General features: G+C 38.4%; 26 protein-coding genes. 16 read left to right on the top strand and 10 right to left on the bottom strand.

What is annotated here, in order from left to right; translation table 11 throughout:
* Position 1 precedes the first annotated feature (1 nt).
* The 8 genes from AC13EX_RS12625 to AC13EX_RS12590 all read left to right on the top strand — a co-directional run bounded on the left by AC13EX_RS12625 (position 2) and on the right by AC13EX_RS12590 (position 8,443).
* Positions 2-1,174, top strand: a complete 1,173-nt coding sequence (locus tag AC13EX_RS12625) for a thiolase family protein (RefSeq protein ID WP_482892953.1) — start codon at positions 2-4, stop codon at positions 1,172-1,174.
* A gap of 86 nt (positions 1,175-1,260) precedes the next feature.
* Complete coding sequence (locus tag AC13EX_RS12620; protein ID WP_482892952.1) at positions 1,261-3,069, top strand: acyl-CoA dehydrogenase family protein; 1,809 nt, start codon at positions 1,261-1,263, stop codon at positions 3,067-3,069.
* 9 nt (positions 3,070-3,078) lie between these two features.
* Positions 3,079-3,597, top strand: coding sequence for a DinB family protein (locus tag AC13EX_RS12615; RefSeq protein ID WP_482892951.1), 519 nt, complete (start codon positions 3,079-3,081; stop codon positions 3,595-3,597).
* A gap of 344 nt (positions 3,598-3,941) precedes the next feature.
* Positions 3,942-4,505 carry a glycosyl-4,4'-diaponeurosporenoate acyltransferase CrtO family protein gene (locus tag AC13EX_RS12610; RefSeq protein ID WP_482892950.1) on the top strand — a complete coding sequence of 188 codons (564 nt, stop codon included), beginning with the start codon at positions 3,942-3,944 and terminating at the stop codon, positions 4,503-4,505.
* Positions 4,506-4,871: 366 nt separating this feature from the next.
* Positions 4,872-5,399 carry a peptide-methionine (S)-S-oxide reductase gene (locus AC13EX_RS12605; protein WP_482892949.1) on the top strand — a complete coding sequence of 176 codons (528 nt, stop codon included), beginning with the start codon at positions 4,872-4,874 and terminating at the stop codon, positions 5,397-5,399.
* Positions 5,400-5,450: 51 nt separating this feature from the next.
* Entirely contained in the window at positions 5,451-5,900 is a 450-nt protein-coding gene (gene msrB, locus AC13EX_RS12600; protein ID WP_482892948.1) for a peptide-methionine (R)-S-oxide reductase MsrB, read from the top strand.
* A gap of 96 nt (positions 5,901-5,996) precedes the next feature.
* Positions 5,997-7,853: a Xaa-Pro dipeptidyl-peptidase gene (locus AC13EX_RS12595; RefSeq protein WP_482892947.1), complete on the top strand. Its 1,857-nt coding sequence runs from the start codon at positions 5,997-5,999 to the stop codon at positions 7,851-7,853.
* A gap of 74 nt (positions 7,854-7,927) precedes the next feature.
* Positions 7,928-8,443 carry a peroxiredoxin family protein gene (locus AC13EX_RS12590; RefSeq protein WP_482892946.1) on the top strand — a complete coding sequence of 172 codons (516 nt, stop codon included), beginning with the start codon at positions 7,928-7,930 and terminating at the stop codon, positions 8,441-8,443.
* 98 nt (positions 8,444-8,541) lie between these two features.
* Here the strand turns inward: AC13EX_RS12590 and AC13EX_RS12585 are convergent, their stop codons facing one another.
* From AC13EX_RS12585 to ubiE, 7 genes are all read right to left on the bottom strand, one after another.
* On the bottom strand, positions 8,542-8,841 hold the full coding sequence (locus tag AC13EX_RS12585) for a hypothetical protein (RefSeq protein WP_048641528.1): 300 nt from the start codon (positions 8,839-8,841) through the stop codon (positions 8,542-8,544).
* A 157-nt stretch (positions 8,842-8,998) separates the two neighbouring features.
* Entirely contained in the window at positions 8,999-9,478 is a 480-nt protein-coding gene (locus tag AC13EX_RS12580) for a membrane protein (RefSeq protein WP_048641529.1), read from the bottom strand.
* A gap of 555 nt (positions 9,479-10,033) precedes the next feature.
* Positions 10,034-10,804 (bottom strand): ThuA domain-containing protein, encoded by a 771-nt coding sequence (locus tag AC13EX_RS12575; RefSeq protein WP_048641530.1) that lies wholly within the window; start codon positions 10,802-10,804, stop codon positions 10,034-10,036.
* Positions 10,805-10,844: 40 nt separating this feature from the next.
* Entirely contained in the window at positions 10,845-11,606 is a 762-nt protein-coding gene (locus AC13EX_RS12570; RefSeq protein ID WP_482892945.1) for a M15 family metallopeptidase, read from the bottom strand.
* Positions 11,603-12,364 (bottom strand): SDR family NAD(P)-dependent oxidoreductase, encoded by a 762-nt coding sequence (locus AC13EX_RS12565; RefSeq protein WP_048641532.1) that lies wholly within the window; start codon positions 12,362-12,364, stop codon positions 11,603-11,605. Before AC13EX_RS12565 ends, AC13EX_RS12570 begins: the two co-directional genes overlap by 4 nt.
* 60 nt (positions 12,365-12,424) lie before the next feature.
* A complete protein-coding gene (gene porT, locus AC13EX_RS12560) occupies positions 12,425-13,204 on the bottom strand; it encodes a type IX secretion/gliding motility protein PorT/SprT (protein ID WP_339712879.1) in 780 nt (259 codons plus the stop codon).
* Positions 13,153-13,875: a bifunctional demethylmenaquinone methyltransferase/2-methoxy-6-polyprenyl-1,4-benzoquinol methylase UbiE gene (gene ubiE, locus AC13EX_RS12555; RefSeq protein ID WP_048641534.1), complete on the bottom strand. Its 723-nt coding sequence runs from the start codon at positions 13,873-13,875 to the stop codon at positions 13,153-13,155. Before ubiE ends, porT begins: the two co-directional genes overlap by 52 nt.
* A gap of 116 nt (positions 13,876-13,991) precedes the next feature.
* Between ubiE and yihA the strand changes: the two genes are divergently transcribed.
* From yihA to AC13EX_RS12540, 3 genes are read left to right on the top strand one after another with little or no spacing between them, the layout of a single operon-like run.
* Positions 13,992-14,597: a ribosome biogenesis GTP-binding protein YihA/YsxC gene (gene yihA / locus AC13EX_RS12550; RefSeq protein ID WP_048641535.1), complete on the top strand. Its 606-nt coding sequence runs from the start codon at positions 13,992-13,994 to the stop codon at positions 14,595-14,597.
* 59 nt (positions 14,598-14,656) lie between these two features.
* Positions 14,657-15,094, top strand: a complete 438-nt coding sequence (locus AC13EX_RS12545; protein ID WP_048641536.1) for a DUF5606 family protein — start codon at positions 14,657-14,659, stop codon at positions 15,092-15,094.
* A gap of 5 nt (positions 15,095-15,099) precedes the next feature.
* The gene (locus tag AC13EX_RS12540; protein ID WP_482892944.1) at positions 15,100-15,417 is read left to right on the top strand and encodes a hypothetical protein; all 318 of its coding nucleotides are present in this window, start codon (positions 15,100-15,102) and stop codon (positions 15,415-15,417) included.
* 4 nt (positions 15,418-15,421) lie between these two features.
* On the opposite strand, the gene fbp is transcribed toward AC13EX_RS12540, so the two are convergent.
* On the bottom strand, positions 15,422-16,438 hold the full coding sequence (gene fbp, locus AC13EX_RS12535) for a class 1 fructose-bisphosphatase (RefSeq protein WP_482892943.1): 1,017 nt from the start codon (positions 16,436-16,438) through the stop codon (positions 15,422-15,424).
* A 55-nt stretch (positions 16,439-16,493) separates the two neighbouring features.
* Here fbp and AC13EX_RS12530 point away from each other — a divergent pair, with 55 nt between their 5' ends.
* Positions 16,494-17,762 (top strand): aspartate kinase, encoded by a 1,269-nt coding sequence (locus tag AC13EX_RS12530; RefSeq protein ID WP_482892942.1) that lies wholly within the window; start codon positions 16,494-16,496, stop codon positions 17,760-17,762.
* Between the two features lie 156 nt (positions 17,763-17,918).
* On the opposite strand, the gene AC13EX_RS12525 is transcribed toward AC13EX_RS12530, so the two are convergent.
* Positions 17,919-18,401 (bottom strand): low molecular weight protein-tyrosine-phosphatase, encoded by a 483-nt coding sequence (locus AC13EX_RS12525; protein WP_482892941.1) that lies wholly within the window; start codon positions 18,399-18,401, stop codon positions 17,919-17,921.
* Between the two features lie 163 nt (positions 18,402-18,564).
* Here AC13EX_RS12525 and AC13EX_RS12520 point away from each other — a divergent pair, with 163 nt between their 5' ends.
* Positions 18,565-18,984 carry a Fur family transcriptional regulator gene (locus AC13EX_RS12520; protein WP_482892940.1) on the top strand — a complete coding sequence of 140 codons (420 nt, stop codon included), beginning with the start codon at positions 18,565-18,567 and terminating at the stop codon, positions 18,982-18,984.
* A 49-nt stretch (positions 18,985-19,033) separates the two neighbouring features.
* On the top strand, positions 19,034-19,663 hold the full coding sequence (locus AC13EX_RS12515) for a peroxiredoxin (protein ID WP_048641542.1): 630 nt from the start codon (positions 19,034-19,036) through the stop codon (positions 19,661-19,663).
* A 294-nt stretch (positions 19,664-19,957) separates the two neighbouring features.
* Here the strand turns inward: AC13EX_RS12515 and AC13EX_RS12510 are convergent, their stop codons facing one another.
* Complete coding sequence (locus AC13EX_RS12510) at positions 19,958-21,070, bottom strand: GAF domain-containing protein (RefSeq protein ID WP_482892939.1); 1,113 nt, start codon at positions 21,068-21,070, stop codon at positions 19,958-19,960.
* A 506-nt stretch (positions 21,071-21,576) separates the two neighbouring features.
* Between AC13EX_RS12510 and AC13EX_RS12505 the strand changes: the two genes are divergently transcribed.
* Both AC13EX_RS12505 and AC13EX_RS12500 read left to right on the top strand, forming a co-directional pair.
* Complete coding sequence (locus AC13EX_RS12505; protein WP_048641544.1) at positions 21,577-22,233, top strand: glycosyltransferase family 2 protein; 657 nt, start codon at positions 21,577-21,579, stop codon at positions 22,231-22,233.
* A 66-nt stretch (positions 22,234-22,299) separates the two neighbouring features.
* Entirely contained in the window at positions 22,300-24,225 is a 1,926-nt protein-coding gene (locus AC13EX_RS12500) for a heavy metal translocating P-type ATPase (protein WP_482892938.1), read from the top strand.
* The last annotated feature ends 7 nt before the right edge of the window (positions 24,226-24,232 follow it).

Here is a 24,232-nt window from a genome sequence, read left to right as displayed (position 1 = left end):
AATGGAAGCATATATTATCAATGGCTATAGATCTGCAATAGGAAAGGCGAAAAAAGGAGGATTCCGGTTTTATAGGCCAGACGATTTAGCAGCTGATATCATAAAACATTTAATGGTCAACACACCAGGTTTAGAAACCAAAATGGTGGATGACCTTATTGTAGGAAATGCTATTCCGGAAGCAGAGCAAGGCATGCAAATGGGAAGAATGATTTCTCTTTTGGCTTTGTCTGAAGATACCCCGGGCTTTATTATTAACAGGTATTGTGGCTCTGGGCTGGAAGCTATTGCTTTGGCAACGGCGAAAATAAAATCGGGAATGGCTGATTGTATTATTGCCGGTGGTACTGAATCCATGTCCATGGTACCTATGATGGGCTATAAGACAGCTTTAAACTATAAATTAGCTACTGAAAACCCTGATTATTATCTTAACATGGGTTTAACAGCTGAAGAACTGGCAAAAGACTTTAATGTCACCAGAGAGGATTCAGATCAATTTGCTGTAAAATCTCATGAGAAAGCCATTAGTGCTATCAAAGAAGGAAGGTTTAAGGATGAGATTGTACCTGTGGAAGTGGAAGAAACCTATTTGGATGAAAATTTAAAAAGGCAGACAAGAAAATACATAGTAGATACAGATGAAGGTCCTCGACCAGGAACTACCATGGAGGTATTGTCTAATCTAAAGCCTGTATTTAAACAAGGTGGTCAGGTTACCGCAGGAAACTCTTCCCAAACCTCTGATGGGGCCTCATTTGTTGTCGTTATGTCAGAGCGGTTGATGAAAGAATTAGGACTTGAACCCATGGCGAGACTTGCTTCCTACAGCGTAGGTGGCGTAGAACCAAGGATTATGGGCATGGGCCCGACAATAGCTGTTCCAAAAGCACTGAAACAAGCTGGCATTACCATGAATGACATCGACCTGATTGAGCTGAACGAAGCTTTTGCCACTCAGGCATTGGGAGTTATTCGGGCCTTGGATTTTAATCCTGAAATAGTCAATGTAAACGGTGGTGCTGTGGCATTAGGCCATCCGCTAGGTTGTACAGGAGCCAAACTCAGTGTTCAAATAATGAATGAATTGAGAAGAAGAGAAGGTAAATATGGTCTTGTAACTGCTTGCGTTGGAGGAGGTCAAGGAGTAGCAGGCATAATAGAACTGCTATAATAATTTTGTTACGGGTAATTGGCTACAAGCGAAAATTACCTTTTGATTTTGGCTTATAGTTTTGATTGTCTAAACAGGAATTTAACATGGAAAAAATAAATAAAAAAAATGGCCTTGATGGTGGAGCTTTTCTTATCAAAGAAACAGAAGCATCTGCTGTATTTATACCAGAAGAATTTAGTGAGGAACAAAAGATGATGGCTCAGGCCTGTCAAGATTTTCTTGATATGGAGATTACTCCCAATATGGAGGAAATTGACAGCATGAAGAATCCTGATCTTGTACCGGCTATATTAAAGAAAGCAGGGGAATTGGGACTTCTTGGTATAGCAGTGCCTGAAGAATATGGAGGGCTTGGAATGAGCTTCAATACCTCTATGTTGATTGCAGATATTATAGGAGCGGCAGGATCATTTTCTACAACTTATGGCGCACATTCTGGAATCGGTACCCTTCCTGTGCTTTATTATGGGACAGAGGAGCAAAAGAAAAAATACCTTCCCAAGCTTACCAATGCGGACTGGGCGGCCTGTTATTGCCTCACGGAACCAGATGCTGGATCTGATGCAAACAGTGGCAAAACCAAAGCTACATTAAACGCAGAAGGTACCCATTACCTTATTAATGGGCAGAAGATGTGGATTTCCAATGCCGGCTTTGCTGACTTCTTTATTGTATTTGCCAAAGTAGATGACGATAAAAATCTTTCCGCATTTTTGGTAGAAAAAACCTTCGGTGGAATCACCATGAATGAGGAAGAGAAAAAGATGGGAATCAAAGGCAGTTCTACCCGTCAGGTTTTTTTCAATGACTGTCCAGTACCAGTAGAAAACATGCTTTCTGAAAGAGGAAAGGGCTTTAAAATAGCTGTGAATATTCTCAATATCGGTAGAATTAAATTAGGTGCCGGTGTTTTGGGCGGTTGCAGAACTATTTTAGGCTATGCCATTCAATACAGTGCTGATAGAAAACAATTTGGTGTTTCTATTAATTCCTTTGGTGCTGTGCAGGCAAAACTTGCTGAAATGGCCATCCGTACTTATGCCTGTGAATCCCTATGTTACCGTGCTGGCCAAGATGTGGAAGACAGGATTGCCGCACTAGAAGCTGAAGGTATGGATCCCAATAAGGCCAAACTTAAAGGAGTAGAACAATTTGCCATAGAATGTGCGATTGCGAAGGTGCATGGATCCGAAGTGCTTGATTATGTAACCGATCAAGGTGTTCAAATTTATGGAGGTATGGGTTATTCAGCCGATGCACCAATGGAGCGCGCCTACAGGGATGCCAGAATTTCCAGAATATACGAAGGCACAAACGAAATCAACAGAATTCTGATGGTAGGCATGTTGCTCAAACGCGCCATGAAAGGGGAGATCGATATTTTGGGTCCAGCTATGGAAGTGGCCAAAGAATTGACATCAGTTCCTGATTTCTCTAGTGCTGATACCTCTAAACCATTAGCGGCAGAAAAAGCAACGCTCAGAAATCTTAAAAAGGTTTTTTTGATGATAGGTGGCAAAGCAGCCAAGGACTTGGGAACCAAACTGGATCAGGAGCAAGAAATAATGATGAATCTTGCAGACATTATGATTGAGATTTATGCAGCTGAATCTACACTATTGAGAACAGAAAGTTTATTGAACAAAAATGGTGAAGAAGCTGTGAAAAACCACATAGCCGTCACCAAAGTTTACCTTTATGAAGCTGTAGAAAAAATCCAATCTGCTGGCAAAGAAGCCATCATGTCTTTCACCAAAGGAGATGAACAGAAAATGCTCTTGATGGGGCTTAAAAGGTTTACCAAATACGAGAATGTGAACACAAAAGAATTGCGCCGAGAAATTGCCGCATCTCTTATTTCACAGGGAAAATATTTCTTTTTTCACGCATAAATATAGCATATGAGTCAACCGGAAGCTTGGTTAAATGGGCCATTACCGCAAATTCCATTTCTGCTGCAACCTGCAGCACATGCACTTGTACAAGCAGAAATGGAATTAGTGGCATGTATGGAAGGTTTTCCTGATGAACTTCTTTGGAAAAGGGTAGCGGGTAGGGCCAGCGTTGGCTTTCACTTGCAACATTTATCTGGAGTTATAGACCGACTTACTACTTATGCTAAAGAATTGCCTTTAAGTGAAGAACAGTTTACCTTTCTTAAAAATGAAAAAACACCTGACCCATCCTTGACTACAAGTGAATTAGTCAGCCGTTTTCAAAAAAAGGTAGCGGATACCTTGGAAGTATTTAGCCAAACGACTGAAGAGGAGCTTAGGCAATTTAGGACAGTCGGAAGGAAAAAGCTTCCTACCTCCGTTATGGGTTTGTATTTTCATTTGGCAGAACACAGTCAGCGACATTTTGGTCAACTTCTGGTTACTGTAAGTGTGCTTAAAGAAAATCAAAAAAGCGGTAACTAATTACTATTCTCCAAATTGCTCAAAAATCAATGGACACTGGGTTTAACTTGTGAAAACATAAAAATAAACATAAGGTTTTGGAAGTATTGTTGCAGGAAATAGCAACAATACTGACCAAAGCTTAACTTAAATTACCTTCCTAAGCTTCATTCTTAAGTCTTCGATTTCAGAGCTTATAAAAAAGCAGGAAATAAGCCATTAAGACGATTTTTAATACCAGTGATGGATTCCATTAAAAGATTATTTTAACCTAATCCATTTCTCTTTCCAATTATTTTATAAATTACAGTGTTAGCACATTAGTGAAGGCTAAATGTTGTTAAGAAGCCAAAATAACTGTGTTTATGAAAATAATCAAACAAGCCCTTTTTATCTTAATGGCATTGTTCCTTCTGTACTTTTCCTTTACTACGGTAAGGCAAATAGTAGTATTTGGTCCAGAGAAGTTGAGTCTTGGGGAGTCCTTTTTTCTTGGGTTCTTAATTAATTTATGTGTGACCGGTATTTTTGCATTCCCAGGTTTTGTCTTTCCCACTAGCAAATTGCTTCCAGATAACTATTATACCATTAAAAACTCTTCAAAATTAATGCGTTTATACAGTATTTTAGGGGTAAAATATTTTCAAAAACTATTATTGCTATTCTTTTGGGGTAAAAAGGCCAACCGGAAAAAGTTTTTTGATGGAACAAAAAATGGTTTGGAGCGCTTTAGTTACCAATCCAAACAATCTGAATTTGGGCATTTAGGATCTCTTTTTGTTATTCTGTTGATTGCAATATTAATGGTCTTTTCCTCCTATTATCTATTGGTATTTTTTATCGTCGTTATAAATATTATAGGTAATCTTTACCCCGTAATCCTTCAAAGGTACCATAGGATAAGAATTGGTAAAATATTGTCCACCTGAGAATTGCTGAGAATTTATCAGCCATGAGAGTTTATCATTTGCTATGGTACTGTTTAGGAAATAGAAACAGTTGGGTGATTTGAAATAATTTTATAGGTTTTAGTAGAAGGAAAAAAATAGCAAGCAAGCATGGTATTCTACTTTATACTATGCAAATCATTTCAGCTTAATAAGGAAAAGACCTATTTTTACTGAATTGTCTCTAATTCGAAATATGCAATAGAAAATCTATTACGTGCTGAAATCGCTAAAATCAGGGCCATCGTTGTTGTTTTCTTTCGATTACAACACTTACTATCATCACGGGACAAGCTTTACCCTTGCCAATTTTCGGGGCGGAGAAATCCTGTTACTTAATCCGGGTTTATGCAATACCTGAACTTATCAGAAAGGAATTTATTTCAAATGAGAATGATGAAATTGGGATTAGGAGGAGGTTGTCATTGGTGTACTGAGGGCATATTTCAGTCTGTGTTGGGCGTTAAGGAGGTTAAGCAAGGATGGATTTCATCTGAACCTCCTTATCAGAAATGGTCAGAAGGCGTAGAAATCACTTTCGATCCGCTTTTGGTTGATTTATCCTTGTTGATAGCCATTCACCTGCATTCGCACAGTTGTACAAGTGATCATGCTTTTCGGAAAAAGTACCGGTCTGCCATTTATTATTTTAATGAGGAGCAAGAAGAGATCAGTAGGAAAGTACTGTTAGAAATGCAGTCTGATTTTGACAGAGCGATTGTCACCAAAGTGATTCCATTTATAGATTTTAAGATTAATACAGAGCAATTTTTGGATTATTATAACAAAAATCCTGATATGCCTTTTTGTACCAGGTACATAAAACCTAAACTAAATGCCTTGAAAGAACGTTTTCAAAAGGCAATGGTAAAATAATCCACGAGCTTGGATTATCGGAGAATTTAGAAAAACATAAAGCAAATACCTATGAATTGGAATGATATAATCAACTACGCCAATAATGGAAATTTAAAGCCTGACCGTAGGGTGGAAAAGACAGAGGCAGAATGGAAAGAATTACTTACTGAAGAGGAATTTCGTGTAACAAGACAAAAGGGTACAGAGCGCGCTTACAGTTCCGACGTATGTAGTTCTTTTGATCCAGGTATATACGCTTGCGTGTGTTGTGGTACTTTGCTATTTGATTCAAGTGAAAAATTTGAAAGCGGAACAGGTTGGCCCTCTTTTACGAAACCAATAAAAGACAATGCTGTAGCCCATCACAAGGACAGTAGCTTTGGTATGGTAAGGGTGGAAACTACTTGTAATACCTGCGATGCCCATTTAGGACATGTGTTTCCAGATGGTCCAGCACCAAGTGGATTGCGCTTTTGTATGAATGCTGTTTCCCTTAAAAAAGTGGAAGAAGAAAAATAAGCCTAAGTATTAGATTCCGGCCATTGTTTTCTGTGCTTCATTTTACCCAGAAATAAAAACATGGCCATTATCCATTAAAACAAAATGCATGCCCCAATGATCTATTCTAAACCCTATCCTACAGTGAATATTGCCCTAAGGGCGTTTTTAATATTGGTCATGACAGCGTCTCAGTCTCTCGCCCAAGAAAAAGCAGTACCGGTTTTTGAAAACGGTGAAGCTCAAGAGGTGAAGGCTTTTAAGGATCCAAGTAAATGGATACGACATGACCTTTGGGTGGAAACCGATTTTGATAGTGATGCGGATGGTAAAATGGACCGCATGCATGTGGATGTAACTCGGCCTTATCAGACGGAATATGAAGGGTTAAAATTACCTGTTGTATACGTTTCAAGTCCTTATTTCACAGGAGTGGCGCCAAATGTTCCAGGGCTTTTTTGGGATGTGAAACATGAATTGGGAAAACCACCGAAAGAGAGGGCACATCCGCAAGTCAAAACCATTTATAAACGGCCATTTATATCAGACTCTCATACCCGAGAATGGGTACCAAGAGGCTATATTGTTGTTCATTCCTCTTCACCAGGCACGGGTTTATCCCAGGGAGCGCCAACAGTAGGGGGGATAAATGAATCTCTTGCCCCTAAGTCGGTGATTGAATGGCTTTGTGGTCGCAGAGATGGATATACCAGTATTGACGGAAATGAAAAGGTAGAAGCTTATTGGTCCACCGGAAAGGTTGGGATGACCGGCACTTCCTATAATGGAACCATTCCATTGGCCGCTGCCACCACTGGTGTGGAAGGCTTGGAGGCCATTATACCCATTGCACCCAATACCTCCTATTATCATTATTACCGATCTAATGGACTGGTTCGGTCACCAGGAGGATACTTGGGTGAAGACATAGACGTATTGTACGATTTTATCCATAGTGGAGATACAGCCATGCGTGCAAGAAATAATGCACGTATTCGTGATAAGGAAATGAAAAAAGGCATGGACAGGGAAAGCGGTGATTTAAACGATTTCTGGTCTGGCCGTGATTACCTAAACCAAATGCAGCCCATGAAGGCAGCTTTGTTGATGTCACATGGCTTTAATGATTGGAATGTAATGCCTGAACATAGCTATAGAATTTATAAAAAGGCAGTGGAAATGGGAATACCTTCCCAACTCTTTTACCATCAAGGAGGACATGGTGGACCACCACCGTTTTCGATGATGAACCGTTGGTTTACAAGGTATTTACATGGGGTAGAAAATGAGGTAGAGCAAGATGCCAAAGTTTGGATAGTAAGAGAAAATGATCCCCAAGACCAACCAACACCTTATCCAGCTTACCCCAACCCAGAAGCTTCAGCAATTAAACTTTATCTCAAAGGAAATGCACCTGCCGCTGGAGAATTAAACCTAATGCCAGTTGAAAACCAAGGAACGGAAACTTTGGTGGACAATTATTCATTTGATGGAGCTTCTCTAGCTCAGGCTGAACTAACCAAGCACCGCTTGCTGTTTGTTAGCCCAGAATTAAAAGAAGACTTACATTTATCTGGTGTACCTGAAATAACCATAAAGCTCGCTTCCAATAAACCAGCAGCCAACCTTTCTGTTTGGCTTGTTTCCTTGCCTTGGGATCCAGGAAAAAAAGCAAAAATCACTGATAATATTATTACTAGAGGTTGGGCTGATCCCCAAAATCATGCTTCTCTTAGAAAAGGAAAACCTTTAAAGCCAGATAAATTTTACAGCATGACCTTTCCATTACAGCCTGATGATCAAATTATTCCGAAAGGTCAAAAAATAGGCCTGATGATTTTCTCTAGTGACAAAGAGTTTACAGTATGGCCAAGCCCAGGAACTGAACTTACGGTGGATATTGAACATACAGTTTTAGAATTACCTGTTGTAGGCGGAAGAGAGGCTTTGATGCAAAGTTTTGCCAAGCCTTGATAGATAGGACTTTTTTAATTGGACCCGAAATTTTCCTGAACAATTGCTTATTTAATCACCTTAGTAAACAAACCATGAAAACACAAACACTACTACTATTAACCTTTTTATTCTTTTCCCAATCGCTTATGGCTCAGGATAAAGTTAAAGACTTTACCCTTCCTGCCGTAGGAGATCAAAAACCGTTTGTTTTAAGTGAAGCAAAAGGAAAATACGTGGCATTGCATTTCTTGCTTAAAACCGAATGTCCTTATTGCATTCGACATACCAATGATTATGTAGAGGAAACGACAGGTTTGAAAGATGTATTACAAGTCTTTATTAAACCAGACACGGAAGAAGAAATCAAGGAATGGGCCGAAAACCTTGGCGGGGACAGTTTCACCATTTATAGGGACGTAGATGCTCAATTGGCTGATGAATTAGGAATTCCTGGTGGTTATACTTTCCACAATCAACTTGTTCATTTTCCAGCATTGATATTGATTGGCCCTGATGGAAAAGAAGTTTATAGGTACATAGGAAAGAAGAATTCCGATCGATTACCTGTTAAGGATTTTATGACTGTATTGGAGGGATTGAGAAAATAATTTCTCCGTTATTAAGGACTTAGTCCCGTAATAGAAATTTTCTTTTGAATTTTAAAAACAACCTGGATCAATGGCCTTAGAAGAATAAAACCACACTTCTATAGGCTGTTGTTTACTATAAGCGTTAGTAAAACTAAATTGATGGCCAGCCGAAATATCCCCAATAATACGGCTGTTTTGAGGTGATCTACCAGGTGCCTGTTCGTCAAGCTTATAAAAAGGAGGACCGATACTAAACCAATATTAAATAGGGTAATGGCCATAAGGGAGTAATCATACCACACAGAAAGGTCTACTCGGTAAAAAATGCCATAAAGAATATAAATGACCAAAGTTAGCGTACTACTTCGTGTATTCCATTTGTATAGTTGTTCTCTGTTTATTTCTTTGGCCAACATTACTATTTATTTAAGGTGGACCCAATATAGCCAATTGATAGCCCATAACAAACCAAGGCGAATTTAGGTCTTGGAACATTGTAGGAGCTACAATTTTAAATTTAGTTTCGAATTTACTTCAAATCCGTTTAGAATAGGCCTTATGGTGCGTGATCGCTTATTTAATAAAATAAAGACCATGGCTTCCCGCCACAGCTCCAGCTGTAGTCAGTAGACTTAGCACAAGCAAAATCCAATGGGCCTTGTGTATAAATGAAAAAGTTTTTGTAGGATTTTTTTCCGCATATTCCTTAAATAACTTGTGAAGTACTAAGGGTTCTAAAACATACAAAACCAGGGTAAATATTAGCCAAACCAAGGTCATGGCATGTATCCACCAAAACCTGTAATCAAGGTATCTGTCCCAGGCATTCAGTTCATACATCATATAAAACCCAGATATTGCTGTTAGCAAAGTGGTAATTTTAGCCTGTAGGGCAAATCGACCTTCAATTTTTTCGAAAGTTTTGATTTGTTCTTCTTTTGAACCAAACCGTTTAATAGCTGGAATAATCACCGTGGTAACCATTGCTACTCCACCTATCCAAAGAATTACAGCCAATACATGAATTACTCGAGCAAAAGTGATGTTTTCCATTGATCAGTGTTTAGCCCGGATTTTGAAATAGGGTTTTATTATCTAATAGACAATCTATTACGTGCTGAAATCGCTTCAAAATCAGCCACTTCGTTGCTGTTTTGAATTTCACCATAGCGGTGCTATGCTAAATTCCCCAAACAGCCGATTGTCTTGCGATTGCAACACTTCCTGTAAACACGGGACAGGCTTCACCCCTGACTATTGTCAGGACGGAGAAATCCTATTACATAATCCGAGTTTAATTTGTTTACAATCAAATATACGCAAATGAGTGAATTTAAAACCTGATTTATATCAGATAAGGAGTGATAACAGAGGTAGAAAGCAGAAAATAAATGCTTGTATAAAACTGCCTATTAGCACCAATATCTCTAATTAGCATTTTTTTCTATTTTATACTATACAAGATGATCTATTGTAATAGAATGCTATTTAAAAAGAAGAAAAAAAAACCACCTTCGCTTTAATTGGCTGCAAAGGTGGTTGGTCGTAAGATAATTGGGTTTATGTAATTCTTTGTTCTATAAAGTGGTTTATGTTTTGAAGCGGTAGTTAGAGAGGTTTGCCTAAAGCGGCATACCAGATTCCACCGTAGAGGTGTTTAAGAAAATCAGCATCTTCAAAGGCTTCTTCCACGTGGCCTAAGCCAGTGTAAAACACCCTTCCGCCATCATAGGTATGGTACCAAGAGATAGGGTGAACTGCTCCCATGCCCATTTTTTTACCATTTCGTTTCCCTACATCATAAGAGCTTTCATCCAATTGTAGGAGAATATTGACATCAGTATTGAAATTTTTGTACTCATACCACTCATCTGTCCAAAGCCATTTGTCATTAAGGTGATAGGTTGCAGGATGGTCTCCATTCATCACTTTAATTCTTGCTGTTTGCTGATGTGGATGGTGGTTGAATTGGCCACCTATCAATTTGGTATACCAAGGCCAGTCATATTCTGTATCTGTTGCACTATGTACACCTACCACTCCTTTGCCACTTTTAACAAATCGTTCAAATGCTGCTTTTTCATCTGCATTGAAAATGGTACCGGTGGTGCTCATCATAATGATGACATCGTAATTTTCAAGGTTTTTATCATTGATCAAACTTGCGTCTTCTGTTGCATATACGCTAAATCGGTGTTTTTCTGCCAATTTTTTTATGGCAGCAACTCCTTCTGGGATTGACTGATGTCTAAAACCGGAAGTCTTACTGATGACCAAAGCTTTGAATTGCTGTGCCTGGGCAGTTGATGGAAAGGTTGCCAATAGAAGGCAGCCGATCAGTAGCGAAAATAGGCTTAGTTTATTATTTAGGTTATTCATAGGTATTTTGAATTAAAAACAAGGGACGATTATACCATTTTTATTTTACAATGTCGAATTTCTCTTTGGCATTTTTTCTACTAAATGCATTAAAGTGCCACCACTCAGAGCCAATGCCCTTAAAGCCTGCCGCATTCATCACTTTTCTAAGTAATTGTCTATTTTCAACTTGTTGTTCATTGATTTTTCCTTCTCTAAGCATTTGACCTTCCCTGTCTGGATAAGCAGGATACCCAAAAAAGTCAAAATCTGTGCCCATATCCAAGGACTTTCCAGTCCTTATATCTGCAATGCTTAGGTCTACAGCCACGCCATAGTTGTGTAAGCTTCCTTTTTGAGGATCTGCTACATAAAGGGGTTTTATCTTTTCCGGCTTGTCCAATTCATCCCAAAGAATTTGCTGCACAGATAAAGGCCTTACACCATCGTAAACGAGAAAGGTCAATGTGCTGTCTTTTTGTTGTAGGGCAGAATGTGCTTTTTTTAAGCTACTAGCCACTTCAGGCTGTAAATAACAGCGAGTGAGCTCTCCATATACATCCTTACCAAAGAAATTATTTTTGGTAGAATACCTAAGGTCTACCAATAAGCCTGGTATTTCTTTCTGTAGGTCTACAAGCCCAGCGTCAATTAGTCTTTGTTCTAATTCTCCTATTGGATCGCTTGTTAACTCCATTATTACGCTGTCTTTTATGACCTTTTCATGGCCATTCTCCTTAAGCGTTACAATGGTGTTATTTTGCCTGCTTTCACCGCAAGCCAGGATAGATAGGATTATCAAGCTGGCGATAAGCCTTTTCATAAGCCTTCTTTGTGTATTTGGGTAGTGCTTGCTTGAGCTGTTGGTAGGACAATTACATCTGCCAAAACCACATGGGGAGGCCTTGTGACCGCAAAGCGTACCACATCTGCAATATCTTCTGCCTTGAGTGGTGTAAAACCTTGGTATACATTGCCGGCTTTGTCTTCATCTCCCTTGAATCGGACCAGAGAAAATTCCGTGTCTACCAAGCCGGGGTTGATGGCCATTACTTTGATACCATAAGGGTTTAGATCCAGACGCATGCCTTTGGTGATTGCATCCACAGCATGCTTGGATCCACAATAGACATTTCCTTTAGGGTATACCTCTTTGCCAGCAGTGGAGCCAATATTAATGATTTGTCCATGTTTTCGCTCCACCATACCAGGTATTATTTTTTTTGATACATAGAGTAAACCTTTTACATTGATATCCATCATGGCATCCCAGTCGTCTTCGCTGCCATTTTGTATAAAGTCTAGGCCATGGGCATTGCCTGCATTGTTGATCAATACTTCTATTTTTTGCCAATCTTCAGGCAGGGAATCTATGGCGCTGTATACGGCCCTTTTTTCCCTTACATCGAAAACCAAATATTGGTAGGGGGTGTTTTCTGGAAGAAGTGTTTTTAGCTCTATAAGCCTTTCTTTTCTTCGCCCGCAAGCGATGATGGCAAAACCTTCTTCAGCCAGGTATTGGGCACATGCCTTACCTATACCGGAAGTAGCTCCTGTGATAAATGCAATTTTCTTTTCCATAAGGGAAGATAAATGTTTTCCCCTAAGATTAAAAGTCAATCGGGCTGCAATGCTTTCTCCTTATTGAAAATTTAAATAAACAGTGATGGATTTTCTTCGGATGTCTGAAATGGCTCCTGCCATACGATTGTCGGAATATCCTTCCTGATGAAGGTTCATCATGCCGTGAGAAAAACGTATTTCAGGGGAGAATTTGAAATAGCGGAAATAAAGATCAAAACCCAAACCCATTTCCAGTGCTAGGTCAGTACCTTTCAATGCAATAGGATCTTCATTGGCTTCTTCTTGGTTTTTAGTCCTGAACTGACCATTGACCCCACCTATAAAAAACATACGGGTATTATTAAACCGTTGAGATTTATATTTAAATAATAGGGGCATTTCTACCAGTGTTTCTTCTGTAAGTAAAGGTACTGTGCTGATTCCTATACCATTTATGGCATTTGGGTCATTTGTAAAAAGTTGCAATTCTGTACGGTATTCATAAAAACCAACCTTAGGAGTAAACATAAGGTTTACCTGATCGTGAAGCCTTGCTGTAACCAAAAAACCCAAAGCAAAGCCAGGTGAGAAGCTTGGCATTATAGCCCTTACATCTCCAAGTAATGGATAATTAGGGTTCAGAAAGTTATCAGAATATTTGATTCTGAGGCTACTATTGTGGGCAGCAAGGAAAAAACCATAAGACAATGGTTGGTTATCACTTCCAGAGGGATTAAAAATAAGGCTTTTTTGCTGTGCCTGTACTAGTTGGGACTGGGTAAAGAGCAGGCACAAGCCAAAAAGAATTACTTTATACCAATGTAAATTGAACTTATGCCAAATGTTAGCGTCTTGCATTGCGTTTTTTTGAAACCTACCCTTTCAAGAATATTAATAAAATCATTTCCATCAGGAAAAGCTTTAACCGATTCGGGTAAATAGGTATAAGCGGAATTGTCCTTAGAGATGACTTTACCAATTTGAGGTAAAATATATTTAAAATAAAAGGAATAAGCTTGCTTCATCGGGAATTTTTTTGGTGTTGAAAATTCCAATATCACCGTTTTTCCTCCTGGTTTAAGTACCCTGTACATGTCTGCCAGTCCTTTTTCGAGGTTTTCGAAGTTCCTGACACCAAAAGAAACGATGACAGCATCGAACTTATTTTCTTCAAAGAGCAACTTTTCTGAATCTCCCATTTGCAAATCAATAAGGTGATCCAGTTTCTTTTGTTTCATTTTTTTGCGCCCCTCATTGAGCATCCCTTCGGAAATGTCCACCCCGATTATCTTTTCCGGCTTAAGACTTAAGGCTTCTATAGCAAAGTCACCAGTACCGGTGGCAATGTCTAATATTAACTTAGGATGGTCATTCTGCAACATTTTAATGGCTTTCTTTCGCCAGATAATGTCTATTCCCAAGCTTAGCACGTGGTTTAGCAAATCGTAATTTTTGCTAATATTATTAAACATGTTGGCAACTTGTTGCTTCTTGCCTTCTTTTTGATTTTTGTATGGAACTACGGACATGGCTTCTATTTTCTATACAATATTACTAAGTAAACTTGAGCAATGGAAAATTGTTAATGAATTAATGGTTTGGAGACCATTGCGGAATTTAGTTACCTTTGTAAAAAAAAAGGGCCATGTTGAAGAATGCACGCTTTTTAATGAGTAATACTGACCACACAAAGTGTCCGGCACCTAATAAGCCGGAGTTCGCTTTTATTGGTAGATCCAATGTTGGGAAAAGTTCTCTAATCAACATGCTTACCGATCACAAACACCTGGCTAAAACCTCTGGAAAGCCCGGTAAGACTCAGTTAATCAATCACTTTGAAATAGATTCACGATGGTACATGGTGGATCTTCCAGGATATGGCTTTGCTAAAGCCAATAAAAAATTAAAAGCCGATTGGAACAAAATGATTCGCAATTACCTTACTGAGAGGGAAAATCTGGTTTCAGTTTTTGTGTTGATCGACAGCCGTCTGGCACCCCAACCCATAGACATTGAATTTATTACCTGGTGTGGACAATTGGAACTGCCTGTAACCTTGATTTTTACAAAAGCAGACAAACAATCACAATCAAAAACTTCCGATAATGTTCATCGCTTTCTTGATGAAATGGAAAAAATGTTTGTAGAGGCCCCAGAGTTTTTTGTTACCTCTGCCATGACAAGAGTTGGTAGAGATGAGTTGACCCAGTTTATTGAAGAAAACGTATCGGATTACTATGAGCAGGGGTAAGAACCCCATATTTTCTCAAGTTTACCTTATATTTTAAGCCAAAAAAATAAATAACTATCATGGAATTTAAAGACATTGCCACTGTTTCTGGAAAACCAGGTTTATATAAAGTACTAAAGCCCAGCAGAAGTGGAGTAATCCTCGAATCTCTGGATGAAAAGAAAGGTAAGTTGGTCGTTGGTGCCGCACAAAGGGTTTCTCTTTTGAGTGAAATATCCATTTATACACTTACTGAAGAGGGTGCTTCTCCACTTCAGGACATTATGATCAAAATAGAAAAAGAATTTAAAGGAGATACCGGCCTTGAAGGAGCTGACAAAGAAGAATACCAGGCTTTTATGAAGCATATTCTTCCTGAGTTTGACGAAGATAGAGTTTATGCATCTGATGTCAAAAAATTGATCAACTGGTACCATATCGTTCGATCAGAATGCCCGGAAGTTCTTGAGGAACCTGAAGCAACTGAAGAAAGTGAGTCCAAAGAAGAGAAGGAATAAATTCAATGAATCCGTCTAATGCTGATTCAGCCATTATTCAAACAGTTGCAGTAGATCTTAAAGATTTACTGCAACTGCCTAAAACTCCTGAGTCAATTGACAAAGAGGGCTTAGCAAAAGCCATTTCCCCAATGGTTTCACAATTGCTTAATCGGGAATTTGAAAGGTTTCTTCAACTTTGTTATCGTTTAGACCTTGGTGAAGGAAAAGTTCGTGAAATATTAAATCAATGCCCACCTGAAGAAATTACTCATCAGATGTCTTTAACCATAGTAGACAGGCAGTTGATAAAAGTACATTTTAGACAGAAATACAAAGAGTAGTCGCTTAGGGATTGAGAATTTTCTCTAGCTTTCTCACCATTTTTGTAGATCCAATATAAAAAGGTGTGCGCTGATGCAAGCTTTCTGGTTGTAGGTCTAAAATTCTGTTTTTCCCGTCTGATGCTACACCACCCACTTGCTCTGCAATAAATGCAAGTGCATTGGCTTCGTAGATTAACCTTATTTTACCTTTGGTGGCTTGGCTTGTTCCAGGGTAGAGGTAGATTCCTCCCTTGAGTAGATTTCTATGAAAATCTGCCACCAAGCTTCCAATGTACCTTGCAGAAGCTCCTTCTCGTTTGCAACTCTCTAGGTAAGATAAAATATTTGGATTGATTAGGGGTGTAAGACCCTCATTCATGGTAAATATATTTCCATCTTCAGGCATTTTCATGTCTGGATGAGAAAGGAAAAATTCACCCAAAGACCTTTCGTAGGTAAAGCCATTGGCACCACGACCTGTGGAATAAACCAACATGGTGGAAGAACCATAAAGCACATATCCGGCAGCTACCTGCTCGCTACCCTTTTGTAGCACATCGATTTCCTTGATAGGAGATCCAGATGGGGTTACTCTTCGATAAATAGAGAAAATTGTCCCAATAGATACATTTACATCAATATTGGAAGAGCCATCAAGTGGGTCTATGGCCACTACATATTTTCCCTTACTATTCTGCAAATCAATAACTAGGTCTTCTTCTTCAGAAACGATAGCACAAACCTCACCACCTTTTGTTAAGGCCCTTGTGAATCGAACATCTGCAATTACATCAAGTTTTTGTTGTTCTTCACCTTGGACATTGATTTGACCAAAGGCTCCTGTAACATCAGACAGGCCAGCTCTACTGATTTCTCGGGACACAATTTTTGCTGCCAAGGCAATGTCACGCAAGATTTGAGAGAGCTCCCCAGAAGCAAAAGGAAAATCTTCCTGTTTACTTTTTATAAAACGATCCAATGTTACCCCGACATTGTAGGCAAGGTTTTCAGTATCTTGTTTGTAAGGCTGTGTCTTCATACCTTTGAAGTTAATAGATTATTGTTAATAAAATTACTTTTTCTACCCTATTTTCATGACACAACCTTTAGTATATAAGTTTGGTGGGGCCTCTATAAAAGATGCAAAAGCCATTCAAAGAATTGCTCAATTACTCAAAAACAACTGGGTAAATAATTTGGTAATAGTGGTCTCAGCAGCTGGGAAAACTACAGATAGATTGGAGGAGCTTATTGCCTTATCATTTGAGGGTAAGGACTTTGATGGGCCCTTATTCGAATTATTAGACTTTCACCTGGACCTATGTAAAGGCCTGTTTGAGGATGATCATCCAATATTTATTAGGGTTGAGAATCACTTTGCACATTTGCGGCGTTCACTTGAAAATAGTGCGATAAAAGAAAATCAAGATTTCTTCTATGATCAAATTATAGGCTATGGAGAGCTTATTTCTACCAGAATTTTTCAAGAATACCTTTGTTTAAAAGGTTGCCCTTGTCTTTGGCAGGATGCAAGGGAATTGGTAAGTACTGATTCTCATGCCAAAATTGCCCGAGTGGATTGGGCCTTGACCATGCAACACTGTAGAAAGATTTTGATTCCAAAGCTGGAGACTTTTCCTGTAGTTACCCAAGGGTTTATAGGCAAAGACTTACAAGGAAACACCACTACACTAGGGCGGGAAGGTTCGGATTTCACTGCCGCAATTATGGGGGTAAGCTTAGGTGCTTCTTCAGTCACCATCTGGAAGGATGTTGCAGGTATTCTAAATGGAGATCCTGATCTTTTTCCTGATGCGGTAAAATTTGAATACCTTGACTTTGAAGAAGCTGCGGAAATGACCTATTATGGGGCCAGTGTTATTCATCCTAAAACGATTAAGCCACTCAGCAAGCATGGCATACCTCTACATGTGAAGTCATTTTTTAATCCCACTACAGCAGGTACGGTAATAGGGGCTTTTGGTCAAGCGCCAAGAATTCCCATTACCATTATAAAAAAGAAACTAACGCTGATTGAATTGAAAATCAGAGACCTGTCCATGTTGGGAGGTTTTCATTTTGACTATATCTATGATGTGGCTGATAAAATCAATGCGGAAATTCAATTTATTCAAGGAGCTGCCGCCCATATTAATATTATTATCAACCCTCTTTCAATGGAGGATGATCAAATAATTAAAGCATTTCGAGACATCTTTCAAGTGAAGGTCACTAGAAATTTAAAATTGGTAACTGTCAAAAATCCATCACTTTCAGAAATTGAACATTACCGCAGGTTTGACAATGAGCTTCTCCTGGAGCAAAGAAGTCCTGATCTGATTCAATGGTTGTATGAGGATTGAATGTTAGTTCAAAAATTCAAAAGGCTTATTTAATGTGATAGGAAACCACATAAAAATCAGACATTTCAGTTGCGTGGTGGATAACTATCCCTTAATAAACAGTTAATATAGAGTTATTGTAAACTTTACGAGGTCTTGGCCTGGAAATGATTACTTTTAGATGAGTTGATGCTTTTTCACTAGCTCTTCTATCAAATCATCTATGGAGCTGTCAAGAATTTCATATACCTTTTGAAAACCGTCTACTCCACCATAATAAGGGTCAGGGACTTCCATAAATTCCGGATCCTTCTGAAACTCACACATTAATTGTAGGTTTTTCGCACTTGTTTTATGTTGTTCAGCTGACTTTATTATATTTTCCATGTTAGACTTATCCATGGCAATGAGGTAATCAAAGTCTCTGAAGTCTATCCGGTTGAGTTGTCTTCCCCGGTGATCCATTTTGATGCCATTTTCTTTGGCACAAGCAATCGCTCTTTCATCTGGAAGTTCACCTATATGATAATCCGAAGTTCCACAGCTATCACAGCTGAGGTAGTCTTGATGGTTTTTTTGCTTTATTTTATGATTAAAAAGCGCTTCTGCCATTGGAGAGCGGCAAATATTACCTAAGCATACAAATAACACTTTTATCATAAAACTATTTGTTTCTGTCTTTTAGCTGGGTCGAGCAAGCTACTGTATATAATGGTTAGATTAATAAAATGTAAAATTACAGAAATGAATAGACTATACATATGATTTTTACAAAATATTACCTACATTTGCAGAATGAATCCTAATAAGGAATGATTCTTATATGAAAACGAATATTAACAAGCTTAAGGAGAAGATTACTTCGAAAGGAATGAAATTTACGCATCAGCGTCTGGTAATTTACCGATCGCTATGTGATTCCAAGGATCATCCTACGGCAGATATGGTTTATAACCAAATCACTGAGGAGAACCCTAGCATTTCGAAGGGCACTGTTTACAAGACCCTTGAGAGCTTTGTTAATGCTGGTATTCTGCAGAAGTTTAGAGACGATATGGGTTTGATGCGTTTTGATCCTGTTATGGATACGCATAGCCATCTGTATTGCAACGAAAGCTGTAATATCCGAGATTATAAGAATCCTGATTTAGAACAATTATTAAATAACTTCTTTAAGGAGAACCAAATTGAAGGGTTTGAAGTTGAAGAAGTATCATTGGTAATCAAAGGAAAATCAAAATAATTTTCTTTTTATATCATTAAATTATCTATAAACAATTAAAATTTAACTTATGTCATTAGTTGGAAAAAAAGCACCTTTATTTAGCGTACCTGCTGTAATTGAGGGAGAAGAAATCGTAGAAGACTTCTCTTTGGAGCAATATATCGGTAAAAAAGATGTTATTTTCTTTTTCTACCCAAAAGATTTCACTTTTGTGTGTCCTACCGAAATTCTTGCTTTTCAAGAAAAATTGGAAGAATTTGAGAAAAGAGGAGTAGCAGTTGTAGGTGCTTCTTGTGATACAGAAGAGTCTCACCTTGCTTGGTTGAACACACCTAAAGCAGAAGGTGGAATTCAGGGCGTAACTTATCCGATTATAGCTGACCCTGTAAAAACTGTAGCGCATAATTTTGGCGTATTGGCAGGAGACTGGAACTATAACGAAGAAGGAGAATTGACTTATCAGGGACTTCCTGTTGCCTACAGAGCTACTTTCCTTATCGACAAAGAAGGTACAATCAGACACGAAACTGTTAATGATCTTCCATTAGGAAGGAACATCGACGAAATGTTGCGATTGATTGATGCTTTAAGACACGTAGAAAAATACGGTGAAGTTTGTCCTGCAAACTGGGAAGAAGGAAAAGAAGCAATGGCTGCCACAAGAGAAGGCGTTGCATCTTACTTGTCTAAAAACTAAGCATTATAGCTTTATATCAGAGCCTCACCATTTGGTGAGGCTTTTTTTTGATTTAATGATTTTTGCTTAGCCATTTAACCCGAATTATGTAATAGGATTTCTCCGTCCTGACAATAGTCAGGGGTGAAGCCTGTCCCGTGTTTACGGGAAGTGGTGTAATCACAATAAAATCAGGCTATTTGGAGACTGAGTCATAGGACCCCTATTGTGAAGTCGAAAATAGCAACGAAGTGACTGATTTTAAAGTGATTCCTTCAAGTAATAGAAGGTCTATAGCATATTTCGGGTTTAAGCTTAATTTTTTCCCTCTTTTAATTTTTTTCTCTTTGCTCTATAGATTTTATCAAGATCTCGGGTAAATTGATCCAATTCAATAGATACAGATTTAACAAAGCCAACGTATTCTAAAAGTTCTTCTTTATTAATGACCCTATCATCTTGTAATAATTGAGTCAAACCCAATAGGCTTGTTACAGGTTTTCTTAAAACATGGGAAATATCAAAAGATATCTGTTCCAATGCATTCCCAAACTCTATGCGGTTATTGATGTTTTGAATAGAACCATAAAGTAAAACCGACCCATCAGAGATTTTTTCAGGTCTTGCATTGGCAATATACCATTGGTATTCACCATTTACCAATACCCGGTATTCTAAGGAAAATGGTTCTATATTACTTAAAGATTCCTTTAAGTTATTTTGAAAAGAGCTTATGTCGTCTGGGTGAATAAGAGAAAAACCCAATTCAGGAGATTTGGCCAATTGATCAAAGTCAACATTTGGATGAAGCTCGTTCATTCCGCTACTTAAAAACTCAAAACTCAAGGCACCATTCGTGTTCATTTTTAATTGAAAAATCCCTCCTGGAACATTATCTGTTAGTTTTCTTAGTTGGGAAATATTGGTTTCAATTTTGCTATTTTGATCTAAAACCAATTTTCGGTTGTTGAGGTAATCCATTGTTTTCTTTGCCAATATTTGCAAGGCCTTTTTATGGTTTGAAGAGATCCTTCTTGGCTTTAGGTCGATTACACATAGTGTGCCTAAAACATTTCCATTTGGTGTTTCTAAGGGGGCACCTGCATAAAAACGAAATTTTGGTCCCCCAACAACAAATGGGTTGTTCTTAAAGCGCAAATCTTTGGTGGAGTCCTGGACTACCAATACCTCTTTTGGCTTATGAAGGGCATGCTGACAAAATGAATCTTTACGGGCGGTTTCTGTAATTCCAAGCTCTGAATTAACCTTAAGAAATTGTCGGTCTTCTCCAATGATTGTGATCAAGGAAAAAGGAACATTGCATATCAAAGAGGCAATTTTCGCCATTTCATTTAGTTCCTCTTCTGGAGGTGTATCCATTATTTGGTATGACCTAAGTTCTTTAAGTCTTTTTTTTTCATCTAACATAAGAGTTTTACACAGAAAAATATGATTTGAACATGGCCTCAGTTAAATGAATAAAAGATAAATTTTAAATGAGTATTATTAATTAATGCGTTTATAATTTTAATTCATTTAACTTTTACAATATAAAATTACGTTTTTATTTTTCAAAAGATTGAAGCAATAATCGACTTATCATATAATAATTGTACCGTTTTTAAGGGGGGAGTTCACCTATCAGGGCTTCTTTATGAGAACAAACAAAAGAGATAAAGTTTTTAAAGGTTTAGATAATAATGCAACTCATGGAAATAAACAAGCTGAAGCAAGTTCCATTGAGTTCAGAGTTTATACTGAATAATGTTTTAGTATAAAGGTCAAAGGAAGTATTACTGGAATTGAGGAGCTCACTACTCTAAATCTTTAATAACTTATTCTCGGAAAATGGAACCCTAAAGGGTTTATGATTTAGGGATAAAAAACACCCCATTATTGCTGTTTAATGGAATAGATGGTTAATTTTAAGCATCATGCGTGCAAAACCCAAAGTTTCCGTGTTGATTTCCAGTTACAATACCCCTTTTCACAAATTGCAAAGGGCGATTAACTCTGTGCTTAACCAAAGCTTCCAGGATTTCGAAATTATTCTGGTAGACGATGGTTCACACAATGACCCTGAAAATAAACTTATTGATTTTTGTCGATTGCATGAAAAAAAATTGACCTATATAAGGAAAATCAATGAAGGGCAGTCCCAGGCTATAAACAAAGCCATTCGATGGAGTGCTGCTCGGTATATCGCCATTCTTGATGCTGACGATGAGTACCTTCCCAATCACATTCAGTCTTGTCTTGCTCAGATGGATACATTTGACCTCATTGCTTCCAAAACCTTAACCGTAACGGATAAACCAGATGACTTCTATATAAGTGACAGGTTTGATAAGCATAAAAAAGTCCATGTAGACGACTGTATACTTTTTGCAACCCTTTTCGGAAAAAGGAAAGTTTTTAAAAAAATTGGCTTTAATGAAGATTATGGTGCAGATTCTGACTTTTATGAAAGGGCGAAGAAAATTTTTAATGTAGGTAAGCTGGACCTTAGGACTTATGTTTACTACAGAAACAATCCTAATAGTACCTGTGAGAAGATTAAGTCAAGGTATGCTATAAACAAGACCAAGTAAGCAGAAGTTTGCAAATAAAAGGCATGCTTTATTGCTTTACCTTTGAAAAAATCGAACAATAAATCAATGGCATCTAAAATAGAAGAGAGCACCTGCTGCGAAACGCATAACCATTCTCAGGCTACAAAAAAAGGCCTATTGGATTCCCCTTGGATACGTAGTCTGCTTAGTTTTGTGCTTTTAGTTGGAGCTGTAACTGGTGAAAGTTATATTCCTATGCAGGTTTATGGAATCAATTGTTGGCTATTTGTATACCTTTTGGCTTATGCTTTTGTAGGCTTCCCAGTTTTGAAGAATGCCTGGAAACTTATTAGAAAAGGAGAAGTTTTCACCGAGTTTTTCCTTATGGGGATAGCTACAATTGGCGCATTTGGTATAGGTGAATATCCGGAAGCTGTAGCTGTTATGCTTTTTTATACCATAGGTGAGTTGCTACAACACAATGCAGTTAGCAAAGCCAAAGGCAATATACAGGCCCTTTTGGACATCAGACCTGATAGAGCTCGGGTAATCAGAGATGGCAATTCAGCTTGGGTAAAGCCGGAGTTGGTGAATACAGGGGAAGTTATAGAAGTAAGGGCAGGGGAAAAGGTCCCTCTAGACGCCCAGCTATTAAATGGAGGTGGAACATTCAATACTGCTGCATTGTCAGGGGAAAGCTCTCCTGCAGAAATCAAGGAAGGGGAGGAAGTTTTGGCTGGAATGGTCAACCTTCAGGATTTAATAACTTTGCGTGTTTTGAGACCATTCGCAGAGAGTTCCCTACAAAAGATTATTTTAACTGTGCAGGAAGCCACAGCTAAGAAAGCTAAAACGGAACAATTTATTCGCAAATTTGCCAAGGTTTATACTCCAATCGTAACCTATATGGCCCTGGCCCTGGTCATTCTTCCCTATTTTATAGTAGCAGATTATTCCTTTAGTGAATGGTTGTATAGAGCTTTGGTATTTTTGGTTATTTCCTGCCCTTGTGCGCTAGTGATTTCAATTCCCTTGGGATATTTCGGAGGAATAGGAGCAGCATCCAGAAAGGGGATTTTGTTCAAAGGTTCCAACTTTTTAGACCTTATCACTACTATCAATACTGTAGTATTTGATAAAACAGGGACTTTAACCAAAGGGATATTCGCAGTTGAAAAGGTGAAAACGATGCCCAATGCTGTTCCGGGATGGGAAAAATTGGCCGCTTCGCTGGAATCCAATACCAACCATCCAATAGGGCAGGCCATAATCCGGCATATAAAAACAACACTAAGCCCAGTGAATTCGCTAAAGGAAATCCCCGGCAAAGGCTTGATGGGAGAGGTTAACAACAAGAGGGTACTTGCTGGCAATAGATTGCTTATGCAAGACCATGGAATACAGGATGTACCCACTGAAAACTACCCGATTAAAACAGTAATCTACTGTGCAATAGATGATGTTTTTTGTGGCTATTTTGTATTGGCAGATGAAATAAAACCGGATGCAATGGAAGCTTTTATTTCCCTTAGAAAACTTGGGATTCAGCATTTGATGATTTTTTCAGGGGATAAAGCCGAGGTGGTTGAAACCTTGGGAAAAGAACTTAAAGCAGACAAGGCCATAGGAGGAATGCTCCCGGAGGAAAAATTTGCAAAAATTGAGGCTCTTAAAGAAGACCCTGATAAAGTTGTCGCTTTCGTCGGGGACGGTATCAATGATGCGCCTTCAATTGCTGCAGCTGATGTAGGTATTGGAATGGGAGGTATGGGAAGTGACCTAGCTATTGAGACAGCGGATATTATTATTCAGACAGACCATCCTTCCAAGATTGCTTTGGCTTTTAGAATAGGGAAAGCAACCAAAAATATCGTATGGCAAAATATTGCACTAGCTTTCCTTGTAAAATTTCTCGTATTAGCCTTAGGAGCAGTAGGCTTGGCGGGAATGTGGGAAGCTGTATTTGCTGATGTAGGCGTGGCGCTGTTTGCCATTCTGAATGCCATTAGAATCAACTATCTATTTAAATAATATTTAG

The organism is Cyclobacterium sp. L-R (assembly GCF_056859355.1).
The sequence above is the reverse complement of the archived record's forward strand: the minus strand, read 5'-3'. Positions and strand labels throughout refer to the sequence as shown.